This is a genomic window from Pseudomonas sp. GXZC (assembly GCF_026967615.1).
Taxonomy (GTDB): domain Bacteria; phylum Pseudomonadota; class Gammaproteobacteria; order Pseudomonadales; family Pseudomonadaceae; genus Aquipseudomonas; species Aquipseudomonas azotoformans_A.
Genome location: NZ_CP114115.1, coordinates 1,649,506 through 1,664,483, shown reverse-complemented (window position 1 = coordinate 1,664,483; position 14,978 = coordinate 1,649,506). Strand labels below are relative to the sequence as shown.

The 14,978-nt window shown below is 61.0% G+C and carries 18 protein-coding genes; 5 read left to right on the top strand and 13 right to left on the bottom strand.

The window, feature by feature from the left end:
- The first annotated feature begins 54 nt into the window (after nucleotides 1–54).
- The gene (locus OZ428_RS07920) at nucleotides 55–708 is read left to right on the top strand and encodes a TetR/AcrR family transcriptional regulator (RefSeq protein ID WP_269133060.1); all 654 of its coding nucleotides are present in this window, start codon (nucleotides 55–57) and stop codon (nucleotides 706–708) included.
- 44 nt (nucleotides 709–752) lie between these two features.
- On the opposite strand, the gene OZ428_RS07915 is transcribed toward OZ428_RS07920, so the two are convergent.
- Nucleotides 753–1,535, bottom strand: a complete 783-nt coding sequence (locus OZ428_RS07915; RefSeq protein ID WP_269133059.1) for a class I SAM-dependent methyltransferase — start codon at nucleotides 1,533–1,535, stop codon at nucleotides 753–755.
- 96 nt (nucleotides 1,536–1,631) lie between these two features.
- Here OZ428_RS07915 and OZ428_RS07910 point away from each other — a divergent pair, with 96 nt between their 5' ends.
- Nucleotides 1,632–2,252: an energy transducer TonB gene (locus tag OZ428_RS07910; protein ID WP_269133058.1), complete on the top strand. Its 621-nt coding sequence runs from the start codon at nucleotides 1,632–1,634 to the stop codon at nucleotides 2,250–2,252.
- Between the two features lie 3 nt (nucleotides 2,253–2,255).
- Here the strand turns inward: OZ428_RS07910 and OZ428_RS07905 are convergent, their stop codons facing one another.
- The 7 genes from OZ428_RS07905 to ppc all read right to left on the bottom strand — a co-directional run bounded on the left by OZ428_RS07905 (nucleotide 2,256) and on the right by ppc (nucleotide 9,455).
- Entirely contained in the window at nucleotides 2,256–2,954 is a 699-nt protein-coding gene (locus OZ428_RS07905; RefSeq protein WP_269133057.1) for an extensin-like domain-containing protein, read from the bottom strand.
- Between the two features lie 3 nt (nucleotides 2,955–2,957).
- Nucleotides 2,958–3,785 carry an isocitrate lyase/PEP mutase family protein gene (locus tag OZ428_RS07900; RefSeq protein WP_269133056.1) on the bottom strand — a complete coding sequence of 276 codons (828 nt, stop codon included), beginning with the start codon at nucleotides 3,783–3,785 and terminating at the stop codon, nucleotides 2,958–2,960.
- Nucleotides 3,786–3,812: 27 nt separating this feature from the next.
- A complete protein-coding gene (locus OZ428_RS07895; protein WP_269133055.1) occupies nucleotides 3,813–4,673 on the bottom strand; it encodes a DUF72 domain-containing protein in 861 nt (286 codons plus the stop codon).
- A complete protein-coding gene (locus tag OZ428_RS07890; RefSeq protein WP_016979856.1) occupies nucleotides 4,673–4,963 on the bottom strand; it encodes a hypothetical protein in 291 nt (96 codons plus the stop codon). Before OZ428_RS07890 ends, OZ428_RS07895 begins: the two co-directional genes overlap by 1 nt.
- Before the next feature lie 160 nt (nucleotides 4,964–5,123).
- Nucleotides 5,124–5,810, bottom strand: coding sequence for a tRNA (adenosine(37)-N6)-threonylcarbamoyltransferase complex dimerization subunit type 1 TsaB (gene tsaB / locus OZ428_RS07885; protein WP_269133054.1), 687 nt, complete (start codon nucleotides 5,808–5,810; stop codon nucleotides 5,124–5,126).
- 90 nt (nucleotides 5,811–5,900) lie between these two features.
- A complete protein-coding gene (gene adk / locus OZ428_RS07880; RefSeq protein WP_010212617.1) occupies nucleotides 5,901–6,548 on the bottom strand; it encodes an adenylate kinase in 648 nt (215 codons plus the stop codon).
- A 279-nt stretch (nucleotides 6,549–6,827) separates the two neighbouring features.
- A complete protein-coding gene (gene ppc, locus OZ428_RS07875; RefSeq protein ID WP_016979853.1) occupies nucleotides 6,828–9,455 on the bottom strand; it encodes a phosphoenolpyruvate carboxylase in 2,628 nt (875 codons plus the stop codon).
- A gap of 185 nt (nucleotides 9,456–9,640) precedes the next feature.
- On the opposite strand from ppc, the gene OZ428_RS07870 reads away from it, so the two are divergent.
- The 3 genes from OZ428_RS07870 (at nucleotide 9,641) to OZ428_RS07860 (ending at nucleotide 11,524) form a co-directional block, all read left to right on the top strand.
- On the top strand, nucleotides 9,641–9,985 hold the full coding sequence (locus OZ428_RS07870) for a hypothetical protein (RefSeq protein ID WP_033902821.1): 345 nt from the start codon (nucleotides 9,641–9,643) through the stop codon (nucleotides 9,983–9,985).
- Between the two features lie 272 nt (nucleotides 9,986–10,257).
- Complete coding sequence (locus OZ428_RS07865; protein WP_033902822.1) at nucleotides 10,258–10,683, top strand: DUF4398 domain-containing protein; 426 nt, start codon at nucleotides 10,258–10,260, stop codon at nucleotides 10,681–10,683.
- A gap of 55 nt (nucleotides 10,684–10,738) precedes the next feature.
- Complete coding sequence (locus OZ428_RS07860; protein WP_033902823.1) at nucleotides 10,739–11,524, top strand: OmpA family protein; 786 nt, start codon at nucleotides 10,739–10,741, stop codon at nucleotides 11,522–11,524.
- A 29-nt stretch (nucleotides 11,525–11,553) separates the two neighbouring features.
- Here the strand turns inward: OZ428_RS07860 and OZ428_RS07855 are convergent, their stop codons facing one another.
- The 5 genes from OZ428_RS07855 to OZ428_RS07835 all read right to left on the bottom strand — a co-directional run bounded on the left by OZ428_RS07855 (nucleotide 11,554) and on the right by OZ428_RS07835 (nucleotide 14,972).
- Nucleotides 11,554–11,748: a hypothetical protein gene (locus OZ428_RS07855; protein ID WP_033902824.1), complete on the bottom strand. Its 195-nt coding sequence runs from the start codon at nucleotides 11,746–11,748 to the stop codon at nucleotides 11,554–11,556.
- Between the two features lie 186 nt (nucleotides 11,749–11,934).
- Nucleotides 11,935–12,276: a hypothetical protein gene (locus OZ428_RS07850; protein ID WP_082461958.1), complete on the bottom strand. Its 342-nt coding sequence runs from the start codon at nucleotides 12,274–12,276 to the stop codon at nucleotides 11,935–11,937.
- A 168-nt stretch (nucleotides 12,277–12,444) separates the two neighbouring features.
- Entirely contained in the window at nucleotides 12,445–12,771 is a 327-nt protein-coding gene (locus tag OZ428_RS07845; protein ID WP_017738324.1) for a hypothetical protein, read from the bottom strand.
- Entirely contained in the window at nucleotides 12,768–13,667 is a 900-nt protein-coding gene (locus tag OZ428_RS07840) for an alpha/beta hydrolase (RefSeq protein ID WP_133074454.1), read from the bottom strand. Before OZ428_RS07840 ends, OZ428_RS07845 begins: the two co-directional genes overlap by 4 nt.
- A 27-nt stretch (nucleotides 13,668–13,694) precedes the next feature.
- Nucleotides 13,695–14,972, bottom strand: coding sequence for a flavohemoglobin expression-modulating QEGLA motif protein (locus tag OZ428_RS07835; RefSeq protein WP_269133053.1), 1,278 nt, complete (start codon nucleotides 14,970–14,972; stop codon nucleotides 13,695–13,697).
- Between the last annotated feature and the right edge of the window lie 6 nt (nucleotides 14,973–14,978).

The window sequence follows — 14,978 nt, the reverse complement described above, 5'->3', positions numbered from 1 at the left end:
ACTGGCGGGTATGTTATTAATACCAAACTCACCAGTCCAGTATTAAAGGTGAAAATGTCCGACAATCCCGCAAACACCAATAGCCCCGGGCGCCCCAAGGACATGGCAAAACGCCAGGCAATCCTCGAAGCAGCGAAAATCCTGTTTTTGAGCAATGGCTACGCCAGTACCAGCATGGATGCCGTGGCCCTTGAGGCCGGCGTGTCGAAACTGACCGTGTACAGCCACTTCAACGACAAAGAGACCTTGTTCACCGCCGCAGTGGTGGCCAAGTGCGAAGAGCAACTGCCGGTGATGTACTTCGAGTTGCCTGCGGGCATGCCCGTGGAGACTGTGTTGCTGAATATCGCGCGGGGGTTCCATCGCCTGATCAACAGCGAGGAGTCGGTCAACCTGCATCGCCTGATGATGACCACCGGCAATCAGGACGTGAAACTCTCGCAGATTTTCTTCGAGGCCGGTCCCATGCGCATGTTGCAAGGCATGGAACGCCTGCTCGGCAAGATCGACCAAAGCGGCGCACTGAGCATCGACAAGCCCTTTACGGCGGCCGAGCATTTCTTCTGCCTGCTCAAGGGCACGGCGAATTTCTGCTTGCTGTATGGCTGCGGCGGGCAACTGAGTGAAGAAGCCGCCGAAGCCCATGTGCAGGAGGTGGTGGGGTTGTTTATGCGGGCGTATAGGAGGGAGGCAGCGGCAAGCGGTTAGCTGCAAGCTGCAAGTTGAAAGCGCTTTTGCTTGCCGCTTGCCGCTTAAACCTTGAGCGCTTTCTTGGGGTAGATGTCATACCGGCTGGACTTGCCATCTAGCGCATGGCTCGGCTTGGGCCCTTCGATGCACGGCGCCTTGCGCGGACGCTTGACCACCACACGGTGGCTGGCCAGGGCCAGGGCGGCCGCCAACAGCGCCGGCGCGTCCGGATCATCCCCCACCAGCGGCCGGAACAGGCGCATTTCCTTTTTCACCAGGGCGGTTTTCTCACGGTGTGGAAACATCGGGTCGAGGTAGATCACCTGGGGCGGCTCGCCTTCCCAGTCGCGCATCACGTCGATGGAGTTGCCCTTAAGCAATTTCATGCGCGCCACGATCGGCGCTACCTCAAAATCATCCGCGCCTCGCGCCAGACCATCCTCGAGCAAGGCGCCGATCAGCGGCTGGCGCTCGATCAGGCTCATCTCGCAGCCCAGGCTGGCCAGCACGAAGGCGTCCTTGCCCAGGCCAGCCGTGGCGTCCAACACCCGTGGACGCACGCCTTGGGCGATGCCCACGGCCTTGGCGATCATCTGCCCGCTGCCACCACCGTACAGGCGCCGATGCGCCGCGCCGCCTTCGACAAAGTCCACCCGCACCGGCCCCGGCGCGTCAGGCCCGAGCTGTTGCAGCTGTAGGCCGTGCTCGCCCACTTGCAGGGAAAAGTCCGCATCCGCCAGGTGCATCGGCAACCCAAGCAGTGTTGCCCACTGCTCGGCACGGCCCTGGAACGCTTCGCCCAAGGCCTCGACCTGGATGCGGCTGGCCGCTGGTTGATCGCTCATCAATCGCTACGCTCAAAAATATTAAGGATCGGCAAACAGCGGCCGATAAAAACAACAGTCAGGTATTTTGCCAGAGCTGAGCGTCGACCGAGAAAAATGTCAGACATTCTTCCCCTAACCATCGGTGTACTGCCGACCCACAACCACTACGGCCTGCGCAATACCCAAGCGCTGGCCGGGGTGAGTCATGTGTGGCAGGACTTCTTCGCCCGCGCGTTGGCCGAGCAGCTCGGCGATACGCCGGACGCGCTGGCAGTGCAGGCGCAGGCACCGGCGGACCCAGCGGTAGAACCCAGCGCCGGCGCCGACCTGTTGTCGCAGATCCTCACGCAGCGTGAGTGCGACGTGAAAGACACCGAAATCGCTCCACCGGAACCGCTGTTCCTGCCGATCGCCGAGTTCGAAACCGAGCTGCTGCCGCCGGCTGCCACGCCATTCCCGGAAGAGGAAATCGTCGCCCAGCAACGCCAGCAGAACTTCGAAAGCGGTTGGGTGCGCCCGATTGTGCTCGCTGCTGGCGAACCGCTGCCGGAGCCAGGCCCGGCGCCGGAGCCACGCCCACTGCACCTGCCCATCGCCGAATTCGAACTGGGCCTGCTGCCGCCGGCCGCCACGCCGTACCCGACTGAAGAGCTGGTCGCTCAGCAAAAGGCGCTCGACTTCGACTACTACTGGGCGCGCCCGCTGGTCACCCAGAACCTGCGCCTGGCCGCCTGATACTCAGCGACACACCCACCAACGCCCCATATCCAGATGGAAATGGTTGCGGTGCGCGGCGTTGTAGTCCGGGCTCAACACCACGTTGAAATCATCGCAGGCACTGTCGCGGACCTGACGCAGGAAGCGCGCTTTGTCGCCCTCCCCCGGCCAATCCTTGAGCACGCTGATACTGCGCCCGTCCGCCAGGCGAAAACCGGCGATGTCCAGGGCATTGGCGGACGCATGCTGGCTGAGTCGCCCCTCGGCGCGGTTATACATATTGCGGCAGGCAAAGCTGCCCAGATGATCGACCCGCGTCACCGCCTGGCCAAACACCGCCTGGGCCGCCGGCTGCAGGCTATGGCGCTCGAACAGGGCGAACGCCACCGCCAGCGGGCAACTGGCGAGAAAACTGCTGCTCAGCCCAACCGCGGCTCCCTGAACGCGCAAGGTATTGCGCAGCGGACACGCGACATCGACGGGTGTATCGGCTTGATGACTGACGCGCAGGCCCGAGGTTTCCAGCACTTGGTCGCACAACGCAGGGTCATCCTGCAGGCGCCCCAGCTTGTAGCGGGTGAGCAAATTCGGGCTGGCGCGCACATCCAGCGGAGCCCAAGGATTCCAATCGGCCGGCAGCGGCACCCAGCCACGCCAGACGCCAACGGCAAAACCGCCCGCCAGGATCAGCAGCACGCCCATCACGTTGAAAAAGCGCACCCTTTAACCCTTGAAGAACTCGTTGGCCTGGCTGAAGGGCATCTTGCGTTCGGTAAAGGTGAACGTGCCCAGTTCGTACACCTCCTGGGCCGCACGATAGAACTCGCCATAGGCCGCCAACGCCAGGGCCGAGCCGACGCTGATCCGCCGCACGCCCATCGCGCTGAGCTGCGCGACGCTGAGGTTCAAGCCGCCGGACATCAACACGTTCACCGGCTTGGGCGCCACCGCCTTGACCACCGCCAGCACTTCTTCGGCACTGCGCAGGGCCGGCGCGTACAGCACGTCGGCACCGGCTTCGGCGTAGGCTTGCAGGCGGCGGATGGTGTCAGGCAAATCCAGGCGACCATGCAGGAGGTTTTCCGCACGGGCCGTCAAGGTGAACGGGAATGGCAGGCTGCGCGCGGCGGCCACCACCGCTTCGACGCGCTCGACGGACAGGTCGAAAGGATAGATCGGGTCGGCGGCAATGCCCGTGGCGTCTTCGATGGAGCCGCCGACAATGCCGGTGGCAGCGGCACGCAGGATGGTCTGGGCGCAGCCTTCGGGGGTGTCGCTGAAGCCGTTCTCCAGGTCCGCCGCTACCGGCAACGCGGTAGCCTGGGCAATCATCCTGGCGTTGATCAAGGTGTCGTCCAGGGACAACGCGCCTTCCGCATCCGGGCGCGCCAGGCTGAACGCGTAGCCCGCACTGGTGGTGGCGAGGGCTTCAAACCCCAGGCTGGCCAGCATCACGGCGGAGCCTGCATCCCACGGGTTAGGCATCACGAACGCGCGGTCACGCTCGTGCAAGGCCTTGAAGGTTTCGGCGCGAAGGGTTTGGGCATCCATGTCTGGCTCCTGGCGGGAAAAGGAGCCCTAGAGTAACCCCAGTTGCTCCACGGCGGGAGCACGATCCAAGGTCGGCAGCGGCGGCAGACCCGGCAGGCGCAACGTCAGCTGGTCGTGGAAACGCAGGGCCAGTTGTGCGGCGAGGCGATTATCCGAGGTGTGCAGGAACACGTAGGGGGTGCGGCCTTCTTCGATCCACCCGGCGACTTTTTCCACCCACGGCATCAGGAACGGGTCGTTGGCTTCCAATTCGGGATGACCGATAAAACGCACTTGGGGAAATTGCGTCAGGGCCGCCGGCCGTGGCGGCACCTTGGGCTTTTTCGATTGGGCGTGCAGCACGGCGGCTGATGTAGACGTGCAACTGAACAACGCACGCGGGTCCAGGCAGATGCGCTCCACACCCCGGTCCCGTAACAAGCGGTTAAGCATGCGCTCGGCATCACCTTTGGCGAAGAATTCCGAATGACGCACTTCTACCGCCATGGGCCGCTCCAAGCCATCAATGAAGCCTGCCAACTCCCCCAGACGCTGCGGTGTGAACGTCGCGGGCAGCTGCAACCACAGCGGCGAGACCCGTTCACCCAGAGGGCTCATCAAACCCACAAAGCTTTCGGCAGCCGGTAGCTGCTCAATCAGGTTGCCGCTGTGGCTGATATCACCGGGAAACTTGGCCGTGAAACGGAAATCGTCGGGCATGATTTCAGCCCAGCGTTGCACCGTGGCGGCCGAGGGTCGTGCATAGAACGTGGTGTTGCCTTCAACGGCGTTGAAGACCTGGGAATAGAGCGCGAGGTAGTCGCTGGAACGGGCGTCGGCGGGGTACAGGTATTCGCGCCAAGCGTTTTCACTCCAGGACGGGCAACCGAGGTAGTAAGGCAGGCGCATCAGATGTGGATGTCGAGGCCCAGCACTTCCATATCCCATTCGACAAAACCGGCGGTGGTCAGGTAGCTGGCCAGGGCGGTGGCGACGCTTTTGCTCATGGAGCGCGGGAAGACCATGTCTTGCTGACGGGCGGGAAGACCGCTGATACGGGCTTGAGCGTTGGCCTGCGCGTCGGACTGGACCTCGATGAAGTCCGGCGAATCCTCGACAGACTCGTCTACCGTGACGTTTGCCTTACGCGGCTTGCGCTTGATTGGGTAGGACTGTGAGGAAAAGCCATCAATACGCATGGGCGCGAACTCGCTATCAGTAATGGCATTTTGGCAGCATCATCCGTGGTGCGCAAATGCTCTGGTGATAACTAGAACACATAATTTGAAAAAGGTTTAAAACCGGGGCCAAATTCTGACGATTGGTGAATTTAGCCCCAAATTGCCATAATTTTTGACGTCAAATAATTCCGCGTTCGGCCTTCGTCTGAGCGACCTTATCGCGCAGGTAAACAGGGGCCGCCTGGTCTGCAGGAATCGCCTCTCCCCGATCAAATGCAAAACGCGCAAGTGCCAGCAAATCTTCAGCATGCGGCAACATCGCAGCGTCCTGGCCAATCAACGGCACCGCGATGCGCTCGCCGTAACCCCAACCGGTGCCAGCACCGAACCAGTCACCAATGGCATCACCCGGCAATACGGACGACTCAGGCGGCTGCACGGCTTCTACACCCACCAGGCGCATCTCGCCTGCCGTTTCGCGGTAACAGCCCCAGTACACCTCATCCATGCGTGCATCGATAGCCGCCGCAACCTGCTGGGCGCCATGCTCACGCAAGGCGCGCTGGGCCAGTACGGCCAGGTTGGACACCGGCAATACCGGGCGCTCCAACGCAAACGCCAGGCCCTGCACCACACCAATGGCAATACGCACACCGGTAAACGCACCCGGACCACGGCCGAAGGCGATGGCATCCACCGCAGCCAGCGTAGTGCCGGCGTCTTCCAACAGTTGCTTGATCATCGGCAACAGCTTCTGCGCATGCAGACGCGGGATCACCTCGTAGTGGCTCGTCACCTTGCCATCGTGCAGCAGGGCAACGGAGCAAGCTTCAGTCGCGGTGTCCAGGGCCAGCAGGGTACTCATCGGTGTGGGTGTCCAAGTCGAAAAAAAGTGCGCCAGTATAAACAACAACGGCCCGCAAGCGGGCCGTTATCCGTGAAGCCGGTGGAGCGATCAGCTCAGTGCTTGCAGTACTTTGGCCGTGATCGCTTCAACCGAGCCGACGCCAGGAATGTGGCTGTACTTAGGCTTGCCCTGGGCAGCGGACAGCTTCTGGTAGAAGTCCACCAGCGGCTTGGTCTGCGAATGGTAGACCGACAGACGATGACGCACGGTTTCTTCGGTGTCGTCTTTACGCTGCACCAGGTCTTCGCCGGTCACATCGTCCTTGCCTTCCACTTTTGGTGGGTTGTAGACGGTGTGGTACACGCGGCCCGAGGCTTCGTGAACGCGACGACCGGCAATGCGCTGGACGATCTCTTCATCTTCCACCGCGATTTCAACCACCGCATCCAGCTCAACGCCGGCTTTCACCAGGGCTTCAGCCTGGGGAATGGTGCGTGGGAAGCCGTCGAACAGGAAACCGTTCTTGCAGTCTTCCTGGCTGATGCGTTCCTTGACTAGGTTGATGATCAAGTCATCGGAAACCAGGCCACCGCTGTCCATCACGCTCTTGGCGATCAGGCCCAGCTCGGTGCCAGCCTTGACGGCCGCACGCAGCATGTCGCCAGTGGAGATTTGTGGAATGCCGAACTTTTCAGTGATGAACTTTGCCTGAGTACCTTTACCGGCCCCGGGAGCTCCCAGCAGAATGACGCGCATTGATGTGCTCCTCAATTTTTTATAGAGATGACGCTCGGATTCGCCGCAGGGGGCCAATCGCGTAAAAATAGAATTCGGGCCGCCCAAACGGCCAAAGGCTGATCAAGATACACAGCAGGCCTTAACCACACAAGCCGCCAAAAGTCGCAGGAACCCGCGCAGGGCATGCGTCATAGGTAGGGTATGCCTGAGTGCAACCCGGCCCCATAAACGCCGACTGCCCTTTTCAGGGCAGCCGCCGTGGTTTATCTGCAAGCCATTGAGAACATGCAAAAAACCCTAGCCAGTGTTGCGCAAACCGGCGGCGATACCGGCCACGGAGACCAGCAGCGCCTGTTCCAGAGGGCTATCCTGCGCCGCTTCCTGCTGGCGTGAACGCGCCAGCAACTCGGCCTGCAGCAAGTGCAGGGGGTCGAGGTAGGTGTTGCGCAGGCGGATGAACTCCAGGGTGTCCGGGCTATGGGCCAGCAGTTGCGACTGGCCGGTCAGGCCAAGCACCACACTGCACGCCTGCGACAATAGGTCGCGCAGATGCGCACCCAATGGCAGCAGGTCCGGCTGCACCAGCCGCTCGTCATACAGGCGGGCGATATCGGCATCCGCCTTGGCCAGCACCATTTCCAGCATATCGATACGGGTGCGGAAAAATGGCCACTGTTCACGCATCTGTCCCAGCAACTCGCCTTCGCCGCGCTCCAGGGCCTTGCTCAACGCTGCTTCCCAGCCGAGCCAGGCCGGCAGCATCAGGCGGGTCTGGGTCCAGCCAAAGATCCACGGGATTGCGCGCAGGCTTTCAATGCCGCCTGCACGACGCTTGGCCGGGCGACTGCCCAAGGGCAAGCGCCCCAGCTCCTGTTCCGGCGTGGATTGGCGGAAATACTCGACGAACTGCGGATTTTCCCTCACCACGGCGCGGTAAGCGCTGACACCGTCTGCCGCCAATTCATCCATCAAATGACGCCAGGCCGGCTCCGGGGGCGGCGGGGGCAACAGCGTCGCCTCCAACACGGCAGCCAGATAAAGGTTGAGGTTCTGCTCGGCGATATCCGGCAGGCCGAACTTGAAGCGGATCATCTCGCCCTGTTCGGTGGTGCGGAACCGCCCCGCCACCGAACCCGGTGGCTGCGACAGGATCGCCGCGTGGGCCGGGCCGCCGCCACGGCCGACGGTGCCGCCGCGACCGTGGAACAACAGCAGCTCCACCTGTTGTTCGCGGCAGATATCCACCAGACGCTCCTGCGCCCGGTACTGCGCCCACGCGGCGGCGGTGGTGCCGGCGTCCTTGGCCGAGTCCGAGTAGCCGATCATCACTTCCTGCGGGCCCTGCAAACGCGCGCGATAGCCCGGCAACAGCAACAGTTGCTCGATCACCGGGCCGGCGTTATCCAGGTCGGCCAAGGTTTCGAACAGCGGCACTACGCGCATCGGCCGCTGCACACCCGACTCTTTAAGCAGCAGTTGCACCGCCAAAACGTCCGACGCAGCACCGGCCATGGAGATGACATATGAACCCAAGGATGCAGCCGGTGCGGCGGCGACTTCCTTACAGGTATTGAGCACCTCGGCCGTGTCCGCCGACGGTTTGAAATAGCCCGGCAGCAGCGGTCGACGGTTGGCCAGCTCCTTCATCAGGAAGCTGATGCGCATCTCTTCGTTCCAGTCCTCGTATCGACCCAGGCCAAGGTAGTCGGTGATTTCGGTCATGGCGGCCGAATGACGGCTGGAATCCTGACGCACATCCAAGCGCACCAGGAACAACCCGAACGTCACCGCACGGCGCAGGCAGTCGAGCAACGGGCCATCGGCGATCACGCCCATGCCGCATTCGTGCAGCGACTGGTAGCACAGCTCCAGCGGCTCCAGCAGGTCGCGGTTGTTCTGCAATACCTCGGCCGGCGCCGGGGTGCTACTGCTCAACGCGGTATGTGCCCACTGCCGTGTAGCGCGTAGGCGTTCGCGCAGTTGCTTGAGCAAGGCGCGATAAGGCTCGACGCTATCACCGACCTTGGCCTGCAACGCCGGACTGGCTTGCTGCATCGACAGCTCGGAGGCCAAATGATCGATATCGCGCAAGTACAGGTCGGCGGCCATCCAGCGCGCCAGCAGCAGCACTTCGCGGGTGACCGGGGCTGTGACATTCGGGTTGCCGTCACGGTCACCGCCCATCCACGACGCAAAGCGGATCGGCGCCGCCTCCAGGGGCAAGCGCAAACCGGTGGCGGCGTGCAGCGCCTGGTCCGCCTTGCGCAAATAGTTGGGGATCGCGTGCCACAGCGAATGCTCGATCACCGCAAAGCCCCACTTGGCTTCGTCCACCGGCGTGGGTCGGGTGCGGCGGATTTCTTCGGTGTGCCAAGCTTCGGCGATCAAACGTTGCAGGCGCTGGCGGATCTGCTCGCGCTCTGCGGTAGTGAGGTCGCGGTGATCCTGGGCCGCCAGTTGCGCGGCGATGGCATCGTATTTCTGGATCAGGGTGCGGCGCGCCACTTCGGTAGGGTGGGCGGTGAGAACCAGTTCGATCTCCAGGCGTCCCAACTGACGGGCCAGGGATTCGTTGCTATGGCCTTCGCTTTGCAGGCGCGCCAGCAATTCGGGTAAGACGCGGGACTCGAACGGTGCCGGCTGCGACTCATCACGCCGGTGGATCAATTGGTACTGCTCGGCAATATTGGCCAGGTTGAGGAACTGGTTGAAGGCACGGGCCACCGGCAACAGTTCGTTTTCCTGCAACTGGTTGAGGCTGGTGCTCAGTTCATCGCCGGCACCGCGCCGGTCAGCCTTGGCGCCTTTGCGGATCTGCTCGATCTTGTCGAGGAAATCATCGCCATACTGCTCTCGAATGGTGTTGCCCAATAGCTCACCCAGCAGGTGAACATCCTCACGCAAGCGTGCATCGATATCACTCATCAGCCAATCTCCAGCCAGAAATCCGGGACGCGCAGGTTTGCCAGAGTGCCGCCAGCCTCGATTTATGACAAGACTTTAAACCTTGTGAGTTGCAGCTAGTCTCAAGGATAAGTCGTCGCGTTTATCCGCGCAGGCGACTGGACACTCATCACCGCCTGCTAAAAGCGGGCTTCATTGAGGTTGCCATGAAAATTCGAGAACTGGCCCAGCATTGGGAAGAGAACGCCAAGGGTCGCTTGACCAAGACCGAGTACGCCATCCACCTGGATATGGAGTCCGCCGCGCGGCTGGCGGCCATTACCGAGATGTACCCCAAGCGCCACCCCGAAGAATTGCTCGGTGAGTTGATCGGCGCAGCGCTTGAAGAGCTGGAAGCCAGCTTCCCCTACATCAAGGGCCAGCACGTCATTGCCACCGATGAAGAAGGCGACCCCCTGTACGAAGACGTCGGCCCTACCCCACGTTTTCTGACGCTGTCGCGCCGTTATCTGCATGATCTGTCAGCGAGCAGCGACGAACAGAAACACTGACTCAATCCCTCCAACCCCCTGTATTCCGGGCTCCTAAAGGGCCCGGCGTACCGCTGCGCAACGCAGAAGTTCCAACTTTTTACGTTGACCAATCAGTCAGATATTTTTTTAGGCAAATCGCCATCTTCTCTGAACTTTTGAAAAAAGCCTCCGGTCACAGCCAGTAAGCCATCACTTGGAACGGTCGTTTTAAAGGGCAATTTGCGCCTCAGTGCCAAGCCCGCCGCCGCAGACCAGTGACATGGATTTTGATGTTTTTCAGGAGTTATCCAATGGAGTTGAAGACGATGAAGACCAGCACTGCCAAATCCTCGTTTAACCACCTGCGCGGGCTCAAATTGGCCGCGCTGGCAATCGGCACCAGCTTCGTTCTGGCGGGCTGCGCCGGCAATCCTCCGACCGAGCAGTACGCCGTCACCCAGTCCGCGGTAAACAGCGCGGTCAGCGCTGGTGGTACTGAGTACGCGGCTGTGGAAATGAAGTCGGCCCAGGACAAGCTCAAGCAAGCCGAGATTGCCATGCACGACAAGAACTACGACGAAGCCCGCCGCCTGGCTGAACAAGCTGAGTGGGACGCCCGCGTCGCAGAGCGCAAGGCCCAGGCCGCCAAGGCTGAACAGGCTGTGAAGGATTCCCAAAAGGCTGTTGATGAGTTGCGTAAGGAAGGCATGCGTCCAGCTGCTATCCAGCAGAAGTAAGACGCTTCCTGTGACCCAATCGCACCCGATAAAGAATTGAAAGGACGACACGACTATGCGTAAACAATTGATGATCCCTGCCCTGCTGGCGATGAGCGTTGCACTGGCGGCCTGCTCCACCCCGCCAAACGCGAACCTGGAAAACGCTCGGACCAACTTCTCCTCCCTGCAGACCAACCCGCAAGCCACCAAGCTCGCGGCCCTGGAAACCAAGGACGCCAGCGAATGGCTGGACAAGGCTGACAAGGCCTACCGCGACAAGGAAGACCAGAAGAAAGTCGACCAACTGGCCTACCTGACCAACCAGCGCGTTGAAGTCGCCAAAGACACCATCGTGCTGCGTGAATCCGAAGCCAAGCTGAAAAACGCCGGCGACGAACGTGCCCGTGCGTTGCTGGATGCCCGCGATGCGCAGATCAAGCAACTGCAGGACAGCCTGAACGCCAAGCAGACCGATCGCGGTACGCTGGTAACCTTCGGTGACGTGCTGTTCGCCACCAACAAGTCCGACCTGAAATCCAGCGGCCTGGTGAACATCACCAAGCTGGCTCAGTTCCTGCGCGATAACCCGGACCGTAAAGTGATCGTCGAAGGCTACACCGACAGCACCGGTTCCGATTCGTACAACCAAAGCCTGTCCGAGCGTCGTGCCGCTTCGGTACAACGTGCACTGGCTCAACAAGGCGTGGATATCTCGCGCATCGTGACCCAGGGTTACGGCAAGGAATACCCGGTTGCCGACAACGGCAGCGTCTCGGGCCGTGCCATGAACCGCCGCGTTGAAGTGACCATCTCCAACGACAACCAGCCCGTCAAGCCACGGTCTTCCGTTGCCAACTGATTGATTGGCGTTGGATAAGAAAACCCACCTCACGGTGGGTTTTTTTTCGGCTCGTCAAACTGGATAGTGCGATTCGTGTCCTCGGCTGGCATTTCAATCTTCGCGCTCGCTTGCTCGTCCCTGCCTTGATCGCGCTTGTACCTGCGAGCGGCTTCCTGTTCCAGCGCCACATGCTGCCTTGCCATGGCCAACATGTTTTCCAATACAGGAATATGTATTTTCATCCTCGACCCAATCTATGTAGGTAGCCACTTTTTATGTGGCATTTAAGTCGAACCGGTTCCAGACATTTCCATTTCATCTGCATGACGTGCGACACCCTGTAGTACGCCACTCACGTCGTTACAGGCTGAATAGCGGATTGAGCACGCAAAAACCGCCCTGAAAGGGCGGTTGTCGAGAGGTGGCGTTTAACCGCCGACTTTGCCTGTGCCCTGGGTCTCCGGCATTTGGATCTGGCCCTGACCCTGGCCGCCACCTTGGCCATCCTGCGCGCCTTGATCGCCTTGTGCACCCTGCCCACCTTGAGCTTTTTGGGCGAGCAGTTTCTCCAACAGTTTCATCAGTTCGTCGAGGCCACCTCCGCCTTCGCTGCCCTGGCCGCCTTTAGCACCTTGTGACTGCATCTCTTTGATTTTGCTTTGAACGTCCTTGATCTGCTGATCCAGCCCCTGGTTCTGTTGAGGGCCACCGGCAACCTGTCCACCACCGCCCATGCTGCCTACACCCGGCATTGCGTTTATACCCGCCATATTTGCTCACTCCAGCGTCATGAAAAAATGGACCGATTGGTAAATCCAATCAGTCCATGATCTGTGGTGAGCACGGCAGGCGGGTTCCGGCGTGCCGAGCGGCTTATCAGTGTTAAATCATTAGTCGGCACGCAAAACGGAGCTTTCCCACACCGGCAAAAACCGCATTCACTGCTGCAATTGCGGGGTTTCCTGCCCCATGCATCGCACAGCCTGCTTCTTGTTGTTCACCAACACGCCGCTGAGGCCTTTCTGCTCGGTGTCGAACATCACCAGCACGCCATCCACGCACTGCGCCACTTGCGCGGCCGGGGTCAGGGAGATCTTGTAGTCCTCGCCCGGCACCGTCTTGAGCATGGTGAAATCGCTGAGCAGCAGGGCATCTTCCGGCTTGGCAAAGTGCAGGTAACCGTAGAACCACAGGCAGCCAACGGTGCCGATGATGGTGCCGATACCGGTAAGGATCAGCGGGATCATGTTGCGTTCTTCGCTCATTGCGGGCTCTCTGATGAATCAACTTTAGGAAAGTTCGGAATCTCGCCCAGGCGGCGCAAGCCGTTGAAGTGCTGCGGGTCGTCCAGGTAGCGCAGCATCACCGTTTGCCAGGTCTTGTCGGCAAAGGTCTGTACATGCCCACCCCGGGTCAACTGCAGCACCCGGGGTGGTGGCGCGGCCTGGTAGAGGCGGATGCCATTGGCCACCGGCACGATCGGGTCGTCCAGGCTGTGGAACAACAGCTTCGGCACGCCTGTGAGTTGGGGCATGGCATAGATTGCACTGTCGCCGTCCGGCACCAGCCAGGACAGGGGCACCTGAAACGGCCATGTTAACCAGGAAGTGCTCAGGGCGAATTGTCCTACGTCACGATAACTGGCAGGCACGCCGTCCAACACCAGGGCCTTGAGCTGGGATTGACGCTCCGGATGAGCAGCCAGGTAATGCACCGCCAATGCCCCGCCCAGGCTTTGGCCGAGAACGATCAGCGGCTGGCCCTGGGTTTCCGGCGCCTGGTCGATCCAACTGAACGCCGCGTCCACATCCTGATAGATCGCCGGCAGCGAGGGTTTGCCTTGCGACAAGCCATAGCCGCGATAGTCCAGCAACAGCACTTGGTAGCCTTGCTCGGGCAGCCACCAACTGCCGCCCAGGTGCCAGGCCAGGTTGCCGCCGTTGCCATGCAAATGCAGCACCGTGCCCTTGAGCGGCACACCGGGCTTGGCCGGCAACCACCAGGCATGGAGCTTCACGCCGTCGGCGGTGGTCAAGCTAACGTCGCGGTAGTGCAGGTGGGCTTTTTCCGGCGTGAACGGCAGGCCGGGCTCGGGGTAGAACAGCAGCGAGCTGCAGCCGTTCAATGTGAGTAGCAGGCACAGAATGCCGAGGATTCTCATCCGTTGAAGCCTCGCGAATACCACGGTTTAAAGGATATTGGAGTAATCCGCCTCGATCCGATCCAGGCTCAAGTGGTTGAGGAAGTTGGAGAAGCACATCCACGCCGCCAGTGCGTTCATGTCACGGAATTGTTCCGGCAGGTACTTGGGCGGTACCACCAGGCCTTCGTCGACCAGTTGGCGCAAAGTGCGCATGTCTTCCAGGGTGGTCTTGCCGCAGAACAGCAGCGGCACTTGTTCCAGCTTGCCCTTGCGCACGGCGAGCTGGATGTAGTTGTAGACCATGATGAAGCCCTTGAGGTAGGACAAGTCCTTGGTAAACGGCAGACCGGTCGGCACCGAGCCCCGGAAAACGCGACTGGCGTTGCCGTAGCTTTCGGCCATCTCAAAGCCTTGTTCGCGGAAGAACTCGAACACCTGCAGGAAGTCGGCGCCCTCTTCCACCATATGGATGGCGCGGGTGCGGTTGGTCAGTTTGCGCAGGCGGCTCGGGTAGGAAGCGAAGGTGATGATTTCCATCAGGATCGCCAGGCCTTCCTGGGTCACGGTGGACGATGGCGGGCCTTTTGACAGGAAGGTGCAGATCGGCTGGTTCTGGCCATTGAGGGTGGTGCCGACATGCACCAGGCCTTCATGCACTTCCAGGGCTCGCACGTCGCGGTCGTTGAACATCGCGTCGGCGCGGATCTTGATGTAGTCCGCACCCGCCGCCGCGTCGGCGACGATACCGTCGGACTCGAACACGCGAATGGTCTCTTCGGCCTCGCCAAACACTTTGTTCAAGCGGGTTTGCAGCAGGGCCACGGCGTCCTTGGCGGTGAGGGTCTTGGCCTCGTCCTTCAAGTCGCCACGACCATCGATGTTGTTCAGGTAGTCCGAAAGCATCAGGCCCAAGTCAGCCAGGGTCGGGTCGCCCGCGTGGAACGCATCGGAGGCCGCACCATAGAGTTCCTGGGAAATCAGGCCGAAATCCTCGGTGCCGCGTGCTTCAAGCATGCGCACCACCATGCGGTATTCCTTGCACATGCGGCGCATGATCTGCCCGACCGGGCTGAACTGCCCGAGGCGACGGGTGATGTCGCGCTCGATGTTCTGGAACTCCAGCTTCACCGCGCTGGAGTCGAACGACAGCGGCCGGCTGAGGTAGTAGTCGCGGCTCACCGCCGGCATTTCCTTGCCCTTGGCCTTGAGGAACCCCTGGCGAATAGTGTCGTCCCACTTCACGGCGTCGAGGACGCGAATCGGTGTTTGCGCCAGCACAATGCGATCAGACAAGGTGCGTATCGTCTGCTGGTAATCGTCCACCCGGTG

Coding starts and splice junctions, on each gene's coding strand:
- OZ428_RS07850 (WP_082461958.1), bottom strand. CDS start 12,276: ATGGCGGGTATAAACGCAATGCCGGGTGTAGGCAGCATGGGCGGTGGT.
- tsaB (WP_269133054.1), bottom strand. CDS start 5,810: ATGAGTACCCTGCTGGCCCTGGACACCGCGACTGAAGCTTGCTCCGTT.
- OZ428_RS07920 (WP_269133060.1), top strand. CDS start 55: ATGTCCGACAATCCCGCAAACACCAATAGCCCCGGGCGCCCCAAGGAC.
- OZ428_RS07910 (WP_269133058.1), top strand. CDS start 1,632: ATGTCAGACATTCTTCCCCTAACCATCGGTGTACTGCCGACCCACAAC.
- OZ428_RS07870 (WP_033902821.1), top strand. CDS start 9,641: ATGAAAATTCGAGAACTGGCCCAGCATTGGGAAGAGAACGCCAAGGGT.
- OZ428_RS07865 (WP_033902822.1), top strand. CDS start 10,258: ATGGAGTTGAAGACGATGAAGACCAGCACTGCCAAATCCTCGTTTAAC.
- OZ428_RS07855 (WP_033902824.1), bottom strand. CDS start 11,748: ATGAAAATACATATTCCTGTATTGGAAAACATGTTGGCCATGGCAAGG.
- OZ428_RS07895 (WP_269133055.1), bottom strand. CDS start 4,673: ATGCGCCTGCCTTACTACCTCGGTTGCCCGTCCTGGAGTGAAAACGCT.
- OZ428_RS07900 (WP_269133056.1), bottom strand. CDS start 3,785: ATGGATGCCCAAACCCTTCGCGCCGAAACCTTCAAGGCCTTGCACGAG.
- OZ428_RS07860 (WP_033902823.1), top strand. CDS start 10,739: ATGCGTAAACAATTGATGATCCCTGCCCTGCTGGCGATGAGCGTTGCA.
- OZ428_RS07915 (WP_269133059.1), bottom strand. CDS start 1,535: ATGAGCGATCAACCAGCGGCCAGCCGCATCCAGGTCGAGGCCTTGGGC.
- ppc (WP_016979853.1), bottom strand. CDS start 9,455: ATGAGTGATATCGATGCACGCTTGCGTGAGGATGTTCACCTGCTGGGT.
- OZ428_RS07840 (WP_133074454.1), bottom strand. CDS start 13,667: ATGAGAATCCTCGGCATTCTGTGCCTGCTACTCACATTGAACGGCTGC.
- adk (WP_010212617.1), bottom strand. CDS start 6,548: ATGCGCGTCATTCTGCTGGGAGCTCCCGGGGCCGGTAAAGGTACTCAG.
- OZ428_RS07845 (WP_017738324.1), bottom strand. CDS start 12,771: ATGAGCGAAGAACGCAACATGATCCCGCTGATCCTTACCGGTATCGGC.
- OZ428_RS07890 (WP_016979856.1), bottom strand. CDS start 4,963: ATGCGTATTGATGGCTTTTCCTCACAGTCCTACCCAATCAAGCGCAAG.